The sequence below is a fragment of the Mesorhizobium sp. B2-9-1 genome (genome assembly GCF_006439455.1).
Classification (GTDB): domain Bacteria; phylum Pseudomonadota; class Alphaproteobacteria; order Rhizobiales; family Rhizobiaceae; genus Mesorhizobium.
Genome location: NZ_VFTP01000008.1, coordinates 150,459 through 169,133, shown reverse-complemented (window position 1 = coordinate 169,133; position 18,675 = coordinate 150,459). Strand labels below are relative to the sequence as shown.

17 protein-coding genes are annotated in these 18,675 nt (G+C 64.6%); 9 read left to right on the top strand and 8 right to left on the bottom strand.

Annotated elements, in window-relative coordinates; translation table 11 throughout:
• Positions 1–18 precede the first annotated feature (18 nt).
• Both FJW05_RS16885 and efp read right to left on the bottom strand, forming a co-directional pair.
• Entirely contained in the window at positions 19–1,722 is a 1,704-nt protein-coding gene (locus FJW05_RS16885; protein WP_246673489.1) for a type I secretion system permease/ATPase, read from the bottom strand.
• Positions 1,723–2,132: 410 nt separating this feature from the next.
• On the bottom strand, positions 2,133–2,702 hold the full coding sequence (gene efp / locus FJW05_RS16880) for an elongation factor P (protein WP_140542739.1): 570 nt from the start codon (positions 2,700–2,702) through the stop codon (positions 2,133–2,135).
• Positions 2,703–2,831: 129 nt separating this feature from the next.
• Between efp and epmA the strand changes: the two genes are divergently transcribed.
• Positions 2,832–3,878: an EF-P lysine aminoacylase EpmA gene (epmA, locus tag FJW05_RS16875; protein ID WP_140634121.1), complete on the top strand. Its 1,047-nt coding sequence runs from the start codon at positions 2,832–2,834 to the stop codon at positions 3,876–3,878.
• Positions 3,879–3,890: 12 nt separating this feature from the next.
• Here the strand turns inward: epmA and FJW05_RS16870 are convergent, their stop codons facing one another.
• Positions 3,891–4,994, bottom strand: a complete 1,104-nt coding sequence (locus FJW05_RS16870) for a glycosyltransferase (protein ID WP_140634119.1) — start codon at positions 4,992–4,994, stop codon at positions 3,891–3,893.
• Positions 4,994–6,949, bottom strand: coding sequence for a glycosyltransferase (locus tag FJW05_RS16865; RefSeq protein ID WP_140634117.1), 1,956 nt, complete (start codon positions 6,947–6,949; stop codon positions 4,994–4,996). Before FJW05_RS16865 ends, FJW05_RS16870 begins: the two co-directional genes overlap by 1 nt.
• Before the next feature lie 146 nt (positions 6,950–7,095).
• Here FJW05_RS16865 and FJW05_RS16860 point away from each other — a divergent pair, with 146 nt between their 5' ends.
• The 6 genes from FJW05_RS16860 (at position 7,096) to lpxK (ending at position 12,757) form a co-directional block, all read left to right on the top strand.
• Entirely contained in the window at positions 7,096–8,439 is a 1,344-nt protein-coding gene (locus tag FJW05_RS16860) for a TldD/PmbA family protein (RefSeq protein ID WP_140634115.1), read from the top strand.
• Positions 8,426–9,235 (top strand): 3'(2'),5'-bisphosphate nucleotidase CysQ, encoded by an 810-nt coding sequence (locus tag FJW05_RS16855; protein ID WP_140634113.1) that lies wholly within the window; start codon positions 8,426–8,428, stop codon positions 9,233–9,235. Before FJW05_RS16860 ends, FJW05_RS16855 begins: the two co-directional genes overlap by 14 nt.
• Positions 9,236–9,310: 75 nt before the next feature.
• A complete protein-coding gene (locus FJW05_RS16850; RefSeq protein WP_041002569.1) occupies positions 9,311–9,556 on the top strand; it encodes a DUF4170 domain-containing protein in 246 nt (81 codons plus the stop codon).
• A gap of 5 nt (positions 9,557–9,561) precedes the next feature.
• Positions 9,562–10,341, top strand: a complete 780-nt coding sequence (locus FJW05_RS16845; RefSeq protein ID WP_140634111.1) for a lysophospholipid acyltransferase family protein — start codon at positions 9,562–9,564, stop codon at positions 10,339–10,341.
• Positions 10,338–11,654, top strand: coding sequence for a lipid IV(A) 3-deoxy-D-manno-octulosonic acid transferase (waaA, locus tag FJW05_RS16840; protein WP_140634109.1), 1,317 nt, complete (start codon positions 10,338–10,340; stop codon positions 11,652–11,654). The genes FJW05_RS16845 and waaA overlap by 4 nt, the downstream gene beginning before the upstream one ends.
• Positions 11,655–11,728: 74 nt before the next feature.
• Positions 11,729–12,757: a tetraacyldisaccharide 4'-kinase gene (gene lpxK, locus FJW05_RS16835; protein WP_140634192.1), complete on the top strand. Its 1,029-nt coding sequence runs from the start codon at positions 11,729–11,731 to the stop codon at positions 12,755–12,757.
• Positions 12,758–12,797: 40 nt separating this feature from the next.
• On the opposite strand, the gene FJW05_RS16830 is transcribed toward lpxK, so the two are convergent.
• Entirely contained in the window at positions 12,798–13,601 is an 804-nt protein-coding gene (locus FJW05_RS16830; protein WP_246673487.1) for a glycosyltransferase family 92 protein, read from the bottom strand.
• A gap of 94 nt (positions 13,602–13,695) precedes the next feature.
• Positions 13,696–13,929 carry a DUF2093 domain-containing protein gene (locus FJW05_RS16825; protein ID WP_040986608.1) on the bottom strand — a complete coding sequence of 78 codons (234 nt, stop codon included), beginning with the start codon at positions 13,927–13,929 and terminating at the stop codon, positions 13,696–13,698.
• A gap of 115 nt (positions 13,930–14,044) precedes the next feature.
• On the opposite strand from FJW05_RS16825, the gene FJW05_RS16820 reads away from it, so the two are divergent.
• Entirely contained in the window at positions 14,045–14,647 is a 603-nt protein-coding gene (locus tag FJW05_RS16820; protein WP_140634105.1) for a hypothetical protein, read from the top strand.
• A 6-nt stretch (positions 14,648–14,653) separates the two neighbouring features.
• Here FJW05_RS16820 and FJW05_RS16815 read toward each other — a convergent pair whose 3' ends face one another.
• Positions 14,654–15,580, bottom strand: coding sequence for a LysR substrate-binding domain-containing protein (locus FJW05_RS16815; RefSeq protein WP_140634103.1), 927 nt, complete (start codon positions 15,578–15,580; stop codon positions 14,654–14,656).
• Between the two features lie 90 nt (positions 15,581–15,670).
• Between FJW05_RS16815 and FJW05_RS16810 the strand changes: the two genes are divergently transcribed.
• Positions 15,671–16,564, top strand: a complete 894-nt coding sequence (locus FJW05_RS16810) for an EamA family transporter (RefSeq protein ID WP_140634102.1) — start codon at positions 15,671–15,673, stop codon at positions 16,562–16,564.
• A gap of 202 nt (positions 16,565–16,766) precedes the next feature.
• Here the strand turns inward: FJW05_RS16810 and mutL are convergent, their stop codons facing one another.
• Positions 16,767–18,629 (bottom strand): DNA mismatch repair endonuclease MutL, encoded by a 1,863-nt coding sequence (mutL, locus tag FJW05_RS16805; protein ID WP_140634100.1) that lies wholly within the window; start codon positions 18,627–18,629, stop codon positions 16,767–16,769.
• Positions 18,630–18,675 lie beyond the last annotated feature (46 nt).

Here is an 18,675-nt window from a genome sequence, read left to right as displayed (position 1 = left end):
CTGCTGGGTTTGCGCGGGTCATGACGTGACCGCCGTGACGTGAGTGGTGTTGGGCAGCTGGGCCACTCTCCTGGCGCGGGCGGCGAGTTCGTTGAAAACCGTGTCACGCGCCCCGAATAATTCTTGTCTGCCCTGATTGAGCACCAGCACCTTGTCGACTTTCTCCATGATGTTTGGGCGGTGTGCGATCAGGATGATTGTGGTGCCCGTTGCCTTGACTGCGCTGATGGCGGCGATCAGCGCGTCTTCGCCATCGCGGTCGAGGTTGGAGTTCGGTTCGTCCAGGATGATGAGGGCCGGATCGCCGTAAAGTGCTCGCGCCAGCCCGATTCGTTGACGCTGTCCGCCCGACAGCGATGCGCCTGAATCCCCGACTTGAGTTTCGTAGCCTTTCGGCAAGCCCTTGATCAATTCGTGAACGCCCGCCAGTTGCGCGGCCTTGACTACGTTGTTGAACACTGCGGGGCTAAGCATCGTGAAGCGAGCGATGTTCTCGGTGATTGTGCCGGCGAACAACTCGATATCCTGAGGCAAATACCCGACGTGCCGACCACGGTCCTCGGCGGGCCACTCGGCGACGTCCATGCCGTCGAGCAAAGCGCGGCCGGCTGATGGTCGCCAAGCGCCGGCGATAACGCGGGCCAGGCTTGTCTTGCCGGATGCGCTCGGGCCGATGAGCGCCATCACTTCGCCGGGCTTGAGTTGGAAACTCACGCCTTTCAAGACAGGCTCACCACCACCCTGCCGGGCGAGGACAATACTCTCTGCCTCGAGCTTTCCTTGTGGGCGTGGCAAAGACCACACTGCTTTGGCCTCGGGTCGCTCGCCGACAAACGCGGTGAGACGCTTGTAAGCGGCGCGTGCCCCGAGTGTCGCCTTCCACGTGCTGATCGCTTGCTCCACCGGGGCCAGCGCGCGGCCCATCAGGATTGAGGATGAAATCATGACGCCGGGAGAGGCCTCGTTCTGCAGCACCAGGTAAGAGCCGAGGCCGAGGATGGCCATTTGCAAGGCCATCCTCCAGAAACGTGCGACAGACGCGATAGCGCTGGCGCGGTTGCCGGCGGCGACTTGTCCGGCGCTCGCTTCATCCTGCTGCTCTTGCCATCTGGCGAGCAATGGCCGCAGCATACCCATGGCCTGGACGACCTCGGCGTTGCGGACTGTCGAGTCAGCTCGGATGAAGGCCCTCACCTGTGCGTTGCCGGCCTCTGTGAGCGGTTTGCGGGTAGCGAGTTCGTTGAGCAATGCCAGCGCGAACAACACACACCCGCCGGCCAGCGCCAACCAACCGAGCCACGGATGCATGAAGAAGATGGCGATGAAGAAGATTGGTGCCCACGGTGCGTCAAGGATCGGGAAGATGCTCGGGCTGGTGAAGAAACTCCGCACTTGGTCGAGATCGCGCAGAGACCGCGTGCTGCCTTGACCCGGCGCGGCGGCCGACTGCTCCACTGACGCGGTCAACAGCACTGGAGCCAGCCTCGAGTTCATCCAGGCGCCTACGGTTGACAGCAGGCGGGCGCGTACCATTTCGAGCCCTGCCATTGTCAGGATCGCGGCGCAGGCCATCAACGACAATGCTGCTAAAGTTTCCACGCTGTGGCTGGATAGCACCCGGTGGTAGACTTGAAGCATGTAGAACGAGCTGGTGAGCATCAGTATATTGATGCCGCCGCTGAACCAGATCAGCGGCGTTATGGCGCGTTTGGCCTCTTTCATCACTGCCTGCAGAGCAGGAGCCTGTTTGTTGCTTATTTGCATGACGGCGACCGCGCCCGTTCCGCGCGCCGCACGCTATCTTGCTTTTTGGCCTCTGAAATCCATCAAAGGAATGATGCGGTGCTACAAGCGTCCTCGCCTTTCGCTAACCGTTCAGGGTGTAACTGCCTTTGATAAAAGCAGCGTGCGCTGGGCATTGGGCAATCAGCAAATGCACATGAGCCGGCGCCCGCCTTTGGTGCCAACAATATTTCAGCTTTCAGGTGTCGGCATTCGTGGTCGCGCGGCTGAAGGAGGCGTAAAGCGATCGTCCGCAGGCGAAACTGGCGGATACGGGTCAAAAAAGCCAACTATGCGTGATTGCAGGCCCGCCTGTGCTCAGGCGAGCCATTACAAATCGACCTAAAATCTCAGTCCTTGGCGCGTTCGACGTAAGAGCCGTCGGCGGTCATCACCACGACGCGCGTGCCGGCCGAAATGTGCGGCGGCACGGCCGTGCGCACGCCGTTGGAGAGCATCGCCGGCTTGTAGGACGAAGACGCCGTCTGGCCCTTGGTGACCGGCTCGGTGTCGACCACCTCGAAGGTGGCGCGCTGCGGCAGCACCAGCGAGATCGGCACGCCGTTGAACTGCGCGAGCTGCACGGCCATGCCTTCCTGCAGATAGGGCGCCATGTCGCCGACCACGGCTTCCGAGGCCACGACCTGGTCGTAGCTTTCCGGGTTCATGAAGTGAAAACCTTCGCCGTCGGAATAGAGGAAGGTGTGCTCGCGCTCCTCGACATAGGCGCGCTCGACCATTTCGGTCGTACGGTAGCGCTCCGAAACCTTCACCCCGTCGCCGATGCGGCGCATATCGAGCTGGGTCACCGGCGTGCCCTTGCCAGGGTGGATGTTTTCGGCAAAGAGGATGACATAAAGCTTGCCGTCCTTATCGACGACGTTGCCTTTGCGTAAGGAACTGGCGATGACCTTGACCACGATATTCGATCCCGTTCGAGTTTTTCGGCCTGCAAGCATCGATTTCCGCGAAGCGGCGACGGCGGCCATCGCGTGCGCCCTAGCGCATCTTGCGCCGAACCGCCAGCCTGTCGGGCGATTTTCCTGCCCATGACCGCCGCTTCGCCCTGGTGGATGCCGCATATCCATGCCGACCGCCGGCCCCGGCTGATGGCGCGCAATGCCATCGCCGCCGCCCTGCGCGGCTGGTTCGCGCAGCGCGATTTCGTCGAGGTGACGACCTCGGCGCTGCAGGTCTCGCCGGGTAACGAGGCGCATCTCGCCGCCTTCGCCACCGAGGCGATCGGGCCCGATGCATCGCGCCGGCAGCTCTATCTCCACACCTCGCCGGAATTCGCCTGCAAGAAGCTGCTCGCCGCCGGCGAGAAACGCATCTTCAGCCTCGGCCCGGTCTGGCGCAACCGCGAGCGCGGCCCATTGCACCACCCCGAGTTCACCATGCTCGAATGGTATCGCGTCGGCGATACAGTTGAGCGCCTGATGGATGACTGCGCCGAATTCCTGGCGCTCGCCGCGGAAAAGGCCGGCGCGAAGAGTTTCCGTTTTCGCGGTTGCGAGGCCGATCCCTTCGCCGAACCGGAGCGGCTGAGCGTGGCGGAGGCTTTCCTGCGCCATGCCGGCATCGACCTGCTCGCGACCGTATCGGCCGACGGCAGCACGGACCGCGACGCCCTTCACGCGGCACTGGTCCGCGCCGGCCTGCGCACTGCGCCCGACGACAACTGGGCCGACCTGTTCAGCCGGGTCATGGTCGAAAAAATCGAGCCGGTGCTGGGGCAGGGGCGGGCCACTATCTTATACGGCTATCCGATTTCGGAAGCGGCGCTCGCCCGGCCGAGCGCCCAGGATCCGCGCGTTGCCGAGCGCTTCGAGCTCTATTGCTGCGGGGTCGAGCTTGCCAACGCCTTCGGCGAGCTGACCGACGCAGCCGAGCAGCGCCGCCGCTTCGCCGCCGAGATGGATGAGAAAGAGCGCGTCTATGGCGAGCGCTATCCGCTGGACGAGGATTTCCTCGCCGCTTTGGCCATCATGCCGCAAGCCAGCGGCTCGGCCCTCGGCTTCGATCGGTTGGTGATGCTGGCGACGGGGGCCGCAAGGGTCGATGACGTGATCTGGGCACCGGTAGCCAGCACCTGAGCTGCAAGCACTTTATTGCGCTATCCTGTTGGCTGCGGCATTTCCATCGCGCACCCTGGCCATGAACACGTCGTAGCCCTTTCGCCCCATGCGCGCACTCAATTCCTTGCTGGTTTGTGTTTTGCCGCACGCAGCGACGAGTTCGTCAAAATGTTCGCGCAAAATGTCCTGGATAACTGGATCGTTGAAATAGTCATGCCGGGAAACCCCGTCGGGGACGGGGGCGGCGTCCATTATCATCCAGAACGTCTCGGCGTGCGTGGAAACAAAATCGCGGGCACGCGACGCCAGAGTCCGGACCATTGCCTTCCTGTCTGCATAGGTACGCGCGGCGGATTGTTTGCTGGTCGGCCTTAAGCCCGGGCCTGCCGGAACGACGCTGTAGCGATTCCTGCCGTGTATCCGATAGGCCGAAAGCGGTATGTCGATGCAAGCCGAGCCGCTCAACGCGCTCAGGAACGGCATGAAATAGTTGTCCGTGGACGTTGAGTTGACCACGTTCAACATTGGCCGTGCCCGTTTCAGGAACGATAGTTTGTACATGTTCGCCGTACCTGGCGACCAATGCCACCCATGTTCGTGTGGCGCGATGAGTGTCGATTGTCGCCACAACAGCTCCCGGTCAGACTGGCTTAACAAACGCGGCACACCCTCGGCGTCGCCGGGACACATCGCCGTGCCGGCCTTGCTATGCAAAAAGAATGCGTAGCTTGGCGTCAGCATGGCGCCGGTTCCATCAACCTCACAAACGCCGCCCGATGTCACCGCGATACGATCGCCGCAATCGAGGTGAAGCTGGACGTGAAACGCGGCGAAGTTCGCAAAAAGGAAATCGTCGGCATCGACGATACAGGCCAACTCGCCCGACAGCCGGTCGATGACATGTAGGAAGCCACCCATTTGATTTAGGTTTCTATCCAGATATTCGATCCGCAACCTGTCGTCCGCGTTTTCGAATTGCCTGATCGCATCCCGACTTGAATCGGTCGAGGCGTTGTCGAGGACAAGGCATTCGAACTCGGCGTAATCCTGCGACAGAACGCTCGATATCGCCTGGCCGACATACTGGCCGTAATTGTGGTTGATGATGACGAAGCTGATCTTTGGCGCGGTCATTATCGCTTCCGTCCGATCCTCAGAGAGATGCGGGCATCGCGGAACAGCGATTTCGAGAGGACGCGCATCGGAATTCGGCCTCCGAAACCGGCTCTGAGGATGGATCTTGCCTGGGCTCCGGCAAACCGGGCCAGGACCTCTCTGCCGAACCTCCTGGCACCGAAAACAGACCTTAATTGCGGCGCGTTGCGCTTGAATATCTCGACCGCGATCTCGTCGCTGAAATAGTCGCGCAACCTGTCGGGGTTTTCTCGCGTGACCCGGTCCACGACCGGCCAGAACTCGCCCCCTAAGAGCCAGTCGAACCTTTCGCTTCCTTCGATCAGATAATTGACGCTTTCATATGTGAATTTCCGCAATTTGGCCGCGTATTCTCTGGTTCCGGTGCGAATGCCCTCCATGCTTTCGCCCGTGGCGAAATAATTGCTTGAATGCAGGCGATAGCCGGACAAGGGCATGTCGATCAGCGCGCTGCCGGCAACCGCATGGCATATCGTATTGAAATAGCCGTCGGCCGACGTCATCCAACGGTTGCCGCCATCGTCCAGCCGCAACAGACGCAGGACCGAGGTGCGGAACATGTTGGCGCTGCCCGGCGCCCAGAGCCAGCCGACGTGCCCACGCGGTATGGTCGCCGTGCTGGTGTCGAGGAGCCGGTATTGCGACGGGGAGACGGTCGGCAGCCGCAGCACGGTCCGCTCACCTCGCAGGCCTCGCTGCGCGCCCGGTCTGTTCAGCCGGAGTTGCTGGTACGAGGCCGTCAGGGCTGTGCCTGTCGAGTCCATCTCTGCGACGTTGGCCGAAGTGAAGCCGACGCTTCGTTGCAATGCCATATGCACCTGGATGTGCGTCGAAGCGTAGTTGTCGAACAGCACGTCGTCCGCGTCCACGAAGGTGACGAATCCGCCGTTCACCTTCTCCAGAGCCCACAGCGCGGCGCCGAGCTGGCCGTGGTTCTGCGCCAGCGTCTCGACCCGGAAACGCGGATCGCCTTCGACATGCCGGGCAATCACCTGCGCGCTGTCATCGGTCGAGCCGTTGTTGATGACGATGCATTCGAAATGCGGATAGTCCTGTCTGCGTATGGAATCGATCGTCGCGCCGACATAGCCGCCGTAATTCCAGTTGATGACGACGAAGCTGACCAGCGGCGGCGACAGCGCGCCGCCGGCGAGCCCGTCAATGTCGCGGCCGGCGATCGTGAATGATTTGGCCGCGACGATCTCGCTCTTGCGAATGACGATCTGCTGGCCCCGGTGCAACAGCTCGCATTCTCCGGCGACCTGGCTCAGAAAGGCTTCGATCCCTGCCTGGGGACGCCTGGCCAGCGGCAGATCCGGCCCCCACCGGTAGTCGTCCAGGATCATGACACCGTCATTGTCGAGCAGGTCCCAGGCCAGTCGGGCATCGCTGTAGGCGGACGTGGCGCAATGGTCGCCGTCGACATAGACCACGTCATACAGCCGTCCTTCGCCGGCAAGGCCGGGCAGGATCGTTAACGAATGGCCTTTGCGTTTCTCGACCCGGCCGGCGAAGGGCTTGAGGTTGCGGTCGAAGCGTCGTTCGACCTCGGCCATATCCGATTCATGCTTCGAGCCAGGCTCGAGATGCTCTTCGCTGCCCTGGAAGCTGTCCACGCAGGTAATGCGGGATTTTGGCAGGAATTGCAGGAAAAATAGCGCGGAACGCCCCTCGAACGAGCCGATTTCGAGCACAGCCGTCGCCGTGCCGGCCTTGTCGCCGAGAAACTCCTCCCAAAGCTTCAGGTGATGGGAGGTCCAGTCATGGGTAAACTCTCCGTCGACAAAATAATCCATCCTTCCCCCATTGGCCCGGCGCTGAAGCGCGCGCGGCCAAGCCCACGTCGTCAGAACGTGACACTGTTCCAGCGATCGGAACCCCTTCCGGTCGCTTTGGACGGTTTGGCCGCGGTATCCTGATTGTCCTGAGCCCATTGCACAAGCGGCAATGGAACAATAGATGGTGCGTGAGCATCCAGCAGATGGTGCGTGAGCATCCACAGACGGTGCGTGAGCATCGATGGATGGGCGCGGGCGTGATCCCGACCTGACAGACCGCGTGAACAGACAGGAACAACCGCATGACCGATAAGCTCGACGCAGCGAAATTGACCGATCGCGTCGCGGCGCTCGTCGAGGCCGCCAGGCGCGCCGGCGCCGATGCGGCCGACGCGGTGGCGGTGCGCGGCCGTTCGGCCGGCGTGTCGGTTCGGCTGGGCAAGGTCGAAGGCACCGAATCGTCGGAGAGCGAGGACGTGTCGCTGCGCGTCTTCGTCGGCCAGCGTGTGGCGAGCGTCTCGGCCACCGCCGCATCCGACCCGAAAGCGCTCGCCGAGCGTGCCGTGGCGATGGCCAGGGTTTCGCCCGAAGATCCGTTCCAAGGCCTCGCCGATCCCGCGCTGCTCGCACGCAATTTGCGCGATCTCGACCTCTTTGACCCGACAGAGGTATCGGCAGACGAGCTGAAGGAAGCAGCACTTGCCGCCGAAGCGGCCGCGCTGGCCGTCAAGGGCGTCACCAATTCCGCCGGCAGCAACGCCGGCGCCGGCTTGGGCGGCATGGTTCTCGCCACCTCGCATGGCTTTGTCGGCCAGTATGTTGCCTCGCGTTTCTCGCGCTCGACCAGCGTCATTGCGGGTGAGGGAACCGCGATGGAACGCGACTACGAATTCTCGTCGCGCCAGCATTTCGCCGATCTCGACACGCCGCAGGACATCGGTCGCAAGGCGGGCGAACGTACCGTTCGTCGCCTCGGCGCCCGCAAGGCGAAGACCGGCCCGGTCGACGTAGTGTTCGATCCGCGCGTCGCGCGCGGCATTGCCGGCCATCTCGCCGGCGCCATCAACGGCGCCGCGGTCGCCCGCAAGACCAGCTTCCTGCGCGACATGATGGGCAAGCAGGTGGCGTCGGCTGCGATCACCGTCACCGACGAGCCTTTGCGGCGGCGCGGCCAGGCCTCGCGCCCCTTCGATGGCGAGGGCATCGAGGGCGAGAAGCTGCTGATGGTCGAGAAGGGCGTCTTGAATCACTGGTTCCTGTCCACCTCGGCCGCGCGCGAGCTCGGCCTTGTCACCAACGGGCGCGGCTCGCGCAGCGGCTCGTCGGTTTCGCCGTCCTCGACCAACCTTGCCATCGAGCCCGGCGAGCGCTCGCCGGAAGATCTGATCGCGTCGTTGAAGAGCGGCTTCTATGTCACCGAGGTGTTCGGCCAGGGCGTCGACATGGTGACCGGCGAATACAGCCGCGGCGCTTCCGGCTACTGGATCGAGAACGGCGCATTGGCCTATCCGGTCGCCGAGGTGACGATCGCCTCGAACCTGAAGGCCATGTTCCTCAACATGGTTCCGGCGAACGATCTCGACCGCAATTTCGGCACCGCGGCGCCGACGCTCTTGATCGAAGGGATGACCCTTGCCGGCGCTTGACCAATTGACCTCGAGCGACGCCCGCGACGACCTCGCTTTGCTGCGCGACGCCGCCCGCGAGGCCGGCGCTATCGCCATGGGCTATTTCGGCAAGAACCCGCAGGTGTGGATGAAGGGCGGCACCTCGCCGGTGAGCGAGGCCGATCACGCCGCCGACGCCTACCTGCGCGAGACCTTGCTCCGGCTGCGTCCGGATTATGGCTGGCTGTCGGAGGAGACCGCCGATGACCATGCCAGGCTGTCGGCCCGCCGCACCTTCGTGGTCGACCCGATCGACGGCACGCGCGGCTTTCTCGACGGCCTGCATTCGTGGTGCGTCAGCGTCGCCGTGGTCGAGAACGGGCGCTCGCTCGCCGGCGTGCTCGAATGCCCGGCCAAACGCGAGACCTATTGGGCGCTGCCGGGCGAGGGCGCCTATCTCAACGACAAGCGCATCCATGTGCGCCCGCTGGGCGAAAGCGTCGATATCGGGGGGCCTAAGCCGCTGGTCGACTTGATGCCGCCGGCATGGCAGGACAGGCTGCGGCGGACGGCCTACATCCCTTCGCTTGCCTATAGGCTGGCGATGATCGCCGCCGGAAAGCTCGATGCGACCTTCGTCAAGCCGAGCGCGCATGACTGGGACATCGCTGCCGCCGACCTCATCCTTGCCGAGGCGGGCGGAGCATTGCTCGACCGCACCGGCAACCCGCCGCGCTATGCGGGCGAGGTGATCAACCATGGCGCGCTCGCCGCGGGCAGCGGCGAACTGCTCGGCGTGCTCGCCAGGGTCATCGCCGGGGTTGACCAAGGGTGAGTCGGCCCGCAGTTCCAAAATCGGCTGCTTTGGGCTAAACGTTTCACAAAACTCATGAATCTACGAAGGATCGGCATGGCCGTGGAAGACGGAAAGAAGCAGCTTTTGCACCTGGTGTTCGGTGGCGAGCTGAAAAAGCTGGGTGGAACCGAGTTTCGCGACCTGGACGCGCTCGACATTGTCGGCATCTATCCCGACTATCAATCGGCGCACGCCGCCTGGAAGGCGAAGGCGCAGGCAAGTGTCGACAATGCTCATATGCGCTATTTCGTTGTTCATCTGCACCGCTTGCTCGATCCAGAATCGAAGGTCGGCGGTTGACGTCGATGGAGCATGAAGCGGTGAAAGGGGCGACCCGGCCGCGCGCCGCCAGACGCGGCGGAACGCGCACGTTGTGGCGGCGCATCCGTGAGCCGTTGGCGCAGTCGAGTTTCGTCAAGAACTTCATCGCCAACCTGTTCGCCTGGTTCTTGCGGTTGATTCGGGTTACCAGCCCGCTCGTCGACGGCTCGACTCGAGTAGCCGGCGGCGCTTATGCGCATCTTGAGCCGGGCATCATCGCGCTCTGGCACGGCCAGCATCTTTTGACTCCTGCCTATTATCCCGAGGGCCGGCCGCTGGTCGCCATGGTTTCGCGCAGCGCCGACGCCGAGCTCCAGGCGCTGATGATCGAGAAATTCGGCATCGAGGCGGTGCGCGGCTCCGGCGGCCGCAACAATTCGAGGCATTTGGACAAGGGCGGCGCCAAGGCCTTGATCGCGCTGAGGAAGGCGCTCGCCACCGGCAAGAACGTCGCCATGATCGCCGACATTCCGAATGGCACGCCGCGCGACGCTGGGCTTGGCATCGTTCTCCTGGCAAGGCTTTCCGGCCGGCCGATCCTGCCATCGGCCATCGCCACCAGCCGCCGCAAGGTGCTGGAGAAGAGCTGGGACAAGACCACCATCAACCTGCCGTTCGGCCGCTCCGCGGTCATCGTGGGCCAGCCTGTCTTCGTGCCCGCCGATGCCGATGATGCCGAGATGGAGCGCAAGCGCCAGGAGGTCACGGCCTCCCTCAACGCCGCGACGGCTGAGGCTTATCGCCTCGTGGACGGCGGCAAATGAGCGAGCGCTGGGCGCGTGCGGCCCTGACTGCCTATCGCTATGCGGGGGCGGTCGCCTATCCGCTGATCGGCCCCTATGTCGCCTGGCGCGCCTCGCGCGGCAAGGAGGATCGTGTCCGCCGCCGAGAACGCTATGGCGTCGCCGGCCGTCCCCGTCCGGAAGGGCCGGTGATCTGGATCCATGCGGCAAGCGTGGGGGAGACGATCGCGGTGGTGCCGCTGGTCGAGAGCATCCTCGACTATGGCGTCAACATCGTCTTGACCACGGGCACGGTGACCTCGGCCAAGGTCGCCGAAGAGCGCCTCGGCAGCCGCATCATCCACCAATATGTGCCGCTCGATCTGAAGCCCGCGGTAAGCCGTTTTCTTGATCACTGGCGGCCGGAACTGGCGATCATCGCCGAATCGGAAATCTGGCCGATGACCATCCTGGAACTTGGCGCCCGCAACGTGCCGCAGGTTCTGGTCAACGGCCGGCTGTCGGACCGCTCCTTCATGTCCTGGAAGAAGCGCGCCGGCGTTGCCGAGGCGCTGTTCGAGAATCTTGCCCACGTCATCGCCCAGTCGGATGTCGACGGCGAGCGGTTCCGCGCGCTGGGTGCCCGGCCGGTCACCGTTTCCGGCAACCTCAAGGTGGACACCAACCCGCCGCCGGTCGACGAGCGGGCCTTGGCCACCCTGCAGCGGCAGATCGGCGGCCGTCCGACCTGGGCTGCGATCTCGACCCATGACGGCGAGGAGGTCGTGGCCGCGGAGGTCCATGCCAGCCTGCACAAGCGTCATCACGGGCTCTTGACCATCATCGTGCCGCGTCACCCCGATCGCGCCGATGCGCTGGCCGCGCAGATTTCCGGCATGGGCCTGTCCGTGGCAAGGCGCAGCAAGGGTGACCGCATCTCCCACGATACCGACATCCTGCTCGGCGATACGATCGGCGAAATGGGCCTTTATCTGAGGCTGACCGAGATCGCTTTTGTCGGCCGTTCGCTGACTTCGCAAGGCGGCCAGAACCCGCTCGAGCCGGCGATGCTCGAAACCGCCGTGCTGGCCGGGCGTAACGTGCAGAATTTCCGCGAAGCCTATCAGCGCCTGCTCGACAGTGGCGGCGCCAAGCTGGTGCGCGACCGCGACATGCTGGCCGGCGCCGTCAATTTCCTTTTGACCAACGAAGCGGCGCGCCACGAGATGATGGCGGCGGGTGCCGCCACCGTCGACGAAATGCGCGGCGCGCTTGCCCGCACGCTGAAATCGCTGGAGCCCTATATCCAACCTCTGGTCGTCAAGGCGCGCCTGAAAGGCGCAAACGGGCGCTAGATCATGACCCCAGAAATCGGATCCGATTTTTGGAAAAGTCCATGCGCGAAGCCGAGACGCATGGGGCGGGCGCGATGACCAGCGAAGCGCCACCCTTCTGGTGGGAAAAGCCGGACTGGCGCGTGCTTGCGCTGTCGCCGGCATCGGCGATCTATGGGCTGGTCGCCGGCCGCCGCATGCGCCACGCGCCGCGCGAGAAGGCCGCAGCGCCGGTCCTATGCGTCGGCAACCTTACCGTCGGCGGCAGCGGCAAGACACCGGTCGCCATCGCCCTGGCCAAGCAGGCCAAGCGCATGCAGCTCACGCCAGGCTTCCTGTCGCGCGGCCATGGCGGCTCGTTCGCGAAGCCGCATGTCGTCGATGCGCATCACGACGCCGCCAAGCATGTCGGTGACGAGCCGCTGCTCCTGGCCGAACATGCGCCCGTCGCGGTGACGGCGAACCGCGCCGCCGGTGCGAAGCTGCTCATCGAAGAACATGGCTGCGATTTCCTGATCATGGATGACGGGTTCCAGTCGGCGCGCATCCATATCGACTATGCGCTGGTCGTGGTCGACGCCCGCTTCGGCATCGGCAACGGCCGCGTCATCCCGGGCGGGCCGCTCCGCGCCAAGGTCATCGACCAGCTGGTCTTCACCAGCGGCTTGCTGAAGATGGGCGAGGGGGCCGCCGCCGACGGCGTCGTACGCCAGGCGGCGCGCGCCGGCCGGCCGATCTTCCTGGCGCATGTCGAGCCGGCCGACCCGTCGCGCTTCGCCGGCGGCCGCTTCCTGGCCTTTGCCGGCATCGGCCATCCGGAGAAATTCTTCGACACGGTGCGTGGCGCGGGCGGCGAAGTCGCGCTGTCGCGCGCCTTTCCGGACCATCATTTCTACGCCCAGGATGAGCTTGCCGATCTCCTGGCGCTAGCCCGGCAGGAGGGGTTGCGCCTCGTCACCACGGCAAAGGACGCCGCGCGGCTGCGCCACGGCGAGACGCCCGCCGGTTTCCTCGATCGACTGGATGTGCTCGATATCGAGGCCGTCTTCGAGCTCGGTCATGTGCCCGAACGCATCGTCGACGAGACGCTCGACGCCTGGCGTCAGCGCAAGATGCGGGGCTGAGCTTCGAGCTTGATGAGGGGAGGCGAACAGGTGGCTACGGCTATCCTGCGCGCCGCATCGCCTGCAGGATCGACTCGTCGCGCTCGACATTGAGCTTGCTTTCGAAGTCGAAATGCCAATCCCTGTCGCGCAGCGCGGAAGTCGAGGCGTCGCCGCGCCGGATTTTCTGGTCGAGGTCGGAAAGCGATCGCGACCAGTAGTGATTGATCCTCAGGATATCGAACTGGGGAGGCATGCCGGGCACGATGGTCCGTCGACGGGTGTCCATCCCCTCACCGGACAGGAATTTCGACTGATGGACGCCCACCCTGTAGACCATGCGCGGGTTGAGGATTGTCTTGACCGTCGTGATGTCCGGCCCGGCTCGCATCGTATAGGCCTCGACCACCGGCCGTTCCGGTCGCTCGACCTGGCCGGAGGAGCCATAGAAAGCTTGCCAGACGCAAACGCCTGGCAGGTCGCGATAATCCTTCAGAACCGAGGCTACGTCACATCCGTCGGGCGCGAAAAGAAACTCATCGATGTCGAAGAATCCGATCCACAACGCTTCGCGCCAGCGCCTGCGGATACAGTCCCCATAAGCCGACAACTGCCCCACCGGCCGCGGCCAGTCGACCAGCGTAACCAGGCCCTCCTGGATGAACGGGTTCAATACGGCTTTGAAGTCGTCGGTCGAGAAGTTGTTGTAGAGATAGAAATGCTCGAATCCCACATTCTGATGGAACCTGATCCATTCGGCCAGGAACGGCGCTTCCTCGCGGAAGATGGCGCAGGCCGTCAGCTTGAATCGGGGCGCCCTCGACACCGCCCGATCGCGCCATCTCGCACGCATGACAAGCGGCATGCGAACAAGTGTCTTGAGAGATTTCCTGAAGTTTTTCAATGTAGTACCCTGAGCGGTCGAGCTTGGCTGCCAAGGCGCCATGGGCTCGCAAGGGTTATCCCCGCTTGCGCAATTCCGGGTGCATCTCGATCTCGCGGGCAAGCGACACCGCAGCGTTCACATAGGGCTCCTGCCGGGCGACGCTCCAATATTTGAGCTCGTCGAGCGGAATGTTCTCGCCCGTCACTGCACAGCGCACGAAAGAGCCCGGACTGGTGACTTGGAAGTCGCCGTCGAGATAACGGATCCGGGCTTCCCTGCCGCCCGGGCCTTCGAAACGGTTCATCATGAAAGGACGCTGCAGTTCATCGGGTTTCAATCGCCATAAATCGCAAGCAACGTCAAGCTTGACGCAATGCTCATCCGGTATGGCTGCGGCGACAAATGGTTCCCGGAGCCCCCGCATGGACATCACTCCGACCCGCTTGAACACGTTGATCAATGAGGCGCTCACCCCGCAGGCGGTGCCGTCGCCGAAGGCCGATCCGGCGACGGCGGCTTTGATCAGGACGCTGGTCCAGCCGCCGGTGCCATCAATGGTGCAGGCGGCGCAAATTGCGGCCCAGTCGCTGCAAAGCGCGCTGCCGCGCCCTGCCGCCCAGGCATCGCCACGCCTGTCGTCCTCCGAGGTCGAGGACGCTTACCGGGCCGTCATGGAGCCCGATGCCGCCTCAGGCGATGCGCCGGCAAGACCTTCGACAGGCAGGGCGGCGACGGATACAGATCAGGCACCGCGCGGCTTCGCCCCGCCACCGGCAGCGGTCATCGACACCACGCCGAGCCCCGCGGTCACTCCGCCATTGTCCACATTTTCGCCGACCGTCGCTTCCGCCGCGATGCTGGTCGCGGCCAATGCCAATGCACCGCAGCCTCGCGGCGCCGCGGTTCGTCCGGCTGGTCACGCGCCGCGATCCGATTCTGTTGCGGTATCGCTCTGGACAATTTCGGTCGTCACGGCGATCGTCTCGGCCGTGACCGCCACCATCATGGTTCTGTTGCTTCGATAAGCCCGCTCAGACGCCGTCCTGAAGGAAAGCCTCGAGCTTTTCCGGAGCAAGCCCAGCCTGTTCGGCAATGCGCCTGGCAAGGTCCGCCGCCGCCGCGCGCGGCCGGCCGACCGGGCGGTCCATCCAATAAGACACCGGATTGAGCGCAGAGCGCTCGTCGACGGCAACGATGCGGCCGGATTGGAGCTGGTCTGCCGTCAGCGGCGGCCGCGCCAGCGCGATGCCCAACCCATGCGCGGCCGCATCGAGCACCAGATTATAGTCCTCGAAACGCCGGTCCTGCGGACGCGGGCGATAGTCCATGTCCTGCGCCGCGAGCCAGGCGCGCCAGGCGGATGCGTCGGAATCGTTGATCAGCGGGAATTTCAGCAGCCGGGCAGGGTCGCCTCGTCCGATCTCCTTCGCCAGCTCCGGCGAGGCGATCGGGAAAATATGTTCCTCGAACAGCTGCACCGAGACGCGGCCCGGAATGCGGCCGCGCCCGCAGCGCACCGAAAGGTCGATGCCTTCGTCGGCGAGATCGGCCTGGCGGTTGTCGACGTCGAGCACGATGCGCAGCTTGGTCGGATGGTTCTCCAGCGCGGCCATGCGCGGCATTAGCCATAGCCCGCTCACCGACGGGATCGAGGCCAGCCGCACCACGGCGGTGCCGCGCGGCTCGACCCAGCGGTCGGAGTTGAACGAGATCAGCGCGAAGGCCTCGGCAGTCCTCAAATGCAGCCGGTTGCCCTCGATCGTCAGCGTCACGCCGCGCGCGTTGCGCTCGAACACTTTCAAGCCAAGCCAGTCCTCCAGCTTGGCGATCTGCCGGCTGACCGCGCCATGGGTGAGGTTGAGCTTTTCAGCCGCCGCGGAAAAACTCCCCATGCGCGCCGCCGCATCGAAAGCACGCAGGGTTTCCAGCGGCAATATCTGGTCAGAGCTGTGATCCATGGTCACAGCTGACCCTCGAATTGGTCGTTTGTCAATCGGCCGGCAATAGCGTTTTCTGCATCCATGACGCAGAAGGACGAGGCTACGGCAATGAGCGCTTACACCGGCACGTTGAATGAGACACAGCGCATGGACACCGCCGCCGCAATAGCGGTGACGCTGACGGTCATCGGCTGGGCCTCGGCTTTCCCGGCGATTCGCGCTGGCCTTGCCGCCTTCCAGCCGCTGGAGCTCGGCGCGCTGCGCTTTGCCATCGCGGCGGTTCCGGCCGCCATCTTCCTCGCGGTGAAGCGCCCGGCACTGCCCCGGATGGGCGAGCTGTGGCGCTTCGGCTTCGGCGGCGCCATCTTCGTCGCGCTCTACACCGCCATGCTCAATTTCGGCGAGCTCACCGTCTCGGCGGGCGCGGCCGGCTTCATCATCAATGTCAGCCCGATCTTCACCGCCATCATGGCGATGGCGCTGCTCGGCGAGCGCTTCTCGCGTCTGGCGTGGCTCGGCACGGTCATTTCTTTCGCCGGCATCGGCATCATCGCGGTGGCCGACGGGCACGGCTTGCATTTCAACGCCGGCGCGCTGCTGGTGCTGGGCTCCGCGCTCTGCTCCGCCGTCAACACCATCGTCCAGAAGCCGCTCTTTGCCCGCCATCATCCTCTGACGATATCCGCTTCCAACATGGTGCTCGGCGCGCTCTGTCTGTCACCCTTCCTGCCGGAAGCGTTTTCGCAGGCGGCGGTCGCCGACACCGCCGGTCTCGGCGCCGTCATTTATCTTGGCATCGTGCCCTCGCTGATCGCCTATGCTGCATGGGCGACCGCGCTGTCCCGCCTGCCTGCCGCGCGCGCCTCGAACTTCCTCTACCTCGTCTCGCCGACCTCCGCCTTGATCGGCTTCTTCTGGCTGGGCGAAGTGCCGTCGCTGCTCGGCATCCTGGGCGGCGCGCTGGCGCTGGGTGGCGTGATCGTTGTGAATTTGAAGCGGTAGACCGGTGAATTGAAGAATTTTCCTGACTCAAGAAAAGAGCCGCTTCGAGCGGCTCTTTTCTTGCCCCCCATCCGGCGGCTACGCGGCCACCTTCTCCCCGTCGGGGAGAAGAGATTGGCGCCGGCGCCGAAAGTCTCCTCTCCCCACCGGGGAGAGGTCAGCCGAGCGAAGCGGAGGCTGGGTGAGGGGCCTTGGCGTACGCTCACCGCCGCCCGAACAGCCGCTCGATATCGGCGAGCTTGAGCTCGATATAGGTCGGGCGGCCGTGGTTGCAGGTGCCGGATCCGGGCGTCGCCTCCATCTGGCGCAGCAGCGCGTTCATCTCCTCGGCCTTGAGCAGCCGGCCCGAGCGCACCGAACCATGGCAGGCCATGGTGGCGGCTATTCTGTCCAGCCGCTCCTTCAGCGTCTCGACGGTGTCGTTGTCGGCGATCTCGTCGGCAAGGTCGCGCACCAGCTGCTGCACATTGGTTTCGCCCAGCATCGACGGCGTTTCGCGCACCGCCACCGCGCCTGGGCCGAAGCGTTCGAGGCCTAGGCCGAACTTGGCGAGCGTCTCGGAATGCATCGCCAGCCGCTCCGCATCCTCTTCCGGCAGGTCGACGATCTCGGGCAAAAGCAGCATCTGCGACGGCACGGCGCGCGAATGCAGCGCATTCTTCAGCGCCTCGTAGACCAGCCGCTCATGCGCGGCATGCTGGTCGACGATGACGAGCGAATCCCTGGTCTGGGCGACGATATAGTTCTCATGCACCTGCGCGCGCGCCGCGCCCAGCACCATGCCGAGCAGCGCCTCAGTCGGCTCGGCCATGCCGGCGCGGACATCGGCGCTGGCGAGCGGCCCGGTGTCGAAGGCCGCCTGCTCGTTCTCGGCGAAGCCGTTTCGTGGCGTCCGTGCCTCGTCCATGTCGAGCGGCCGCTGCGCCGAGCGCAACGGGTCGAAGCCTCCGGAAGCGCGATAAGCGGCCTCGTAGCTGCGATGGCCGTTGGCCGGGCCGGGATGCGAGTAGGGCGCCGCGCCCGGCCGGAATGCCGCCATCATGCCGGCGGCGCCCGTCGTCGCCGCGCGGATGCCGGCGCCGGCCAGCGCCTCGCGGATGGCGCCGACGATCAGCCCGCGCACCAGGCCGGGATCGCGGAAACGCACATCGGCCTTGGCGGGATGGACGTTGACGTCGACGGTCGAGGGATCGAGCGACAGGAAGAGCACCGTCACCGCGTGCCGATCTCGCGGCAGCACGTCGGCGAAGGCGCCGCGGATCGCGCCGGCGATCAGCTTGTCGCGAACCGGCCGTCCATTGACATAGGCATATTGCTGCAGCGCATTGGCACGCGTGTAGGACGGGATCGAGACGTGGCCGGCAAGGTGAACTCCCTCCCGCGCGGCATCGATGGCAATGGCATTGTCCGGGAAATCCTTGCCCATCACCTGCGCGACGCGGGCAAGCCGGCCCTCCGGCGTGTCGCTGGTTGCCGGCAGTTCCAGCGTCGAGCGGTCGGCGCCGGCCAGCGTGAAGCGGACAGCGGGAAAGGCGATGGCGATGCGCTTCACCACGTCGCTGGTGGCCGAGCTTTCGGCGCGCTCGCCCTTCATGAATTTCAGCCTGGCCGGGGTGGCGAAGAAAAGGTCGCGCACCTCGACCGTGGTGCCGCGGTTCGCCGCCGCCGGCTTCACCGCCGAGACGCGACCACCGTCGATGCCGATCTCGGCCGCGCTGTCGCCGCCAGCCGTGCGCGAGCGGATCGACAGCCGCGCCACCGAGCCGATCGAAGGCAGCGCCTCGCCGCGGAAGCCGAGCGAGCGGATGTCATGGATGCTGTCGGAAAGCTTGGAGGTGCAGTGGCGCGCGATCGCCAGAGCGAGTTCCTGTTCAGGAATGCCCGAACCGTCATCGGTGACGCGGATGAGATTGAGCCCGCCGCCGGCGGTGACGATCTCCACGCGCGAGGCTCCTGCGTCGAGCGCATTCTCGACCAGTTCCTTCACCACGCTCGCCGGACGCTCGATGACCTCGCCGGCGGCGATCTGGTTGATCATCGTTTCGGAAAGCTGGCGGATGGGCATCAGGCGATTATAGGCGGATTCGAACGGCGTAGGGGAGAGTCGATTT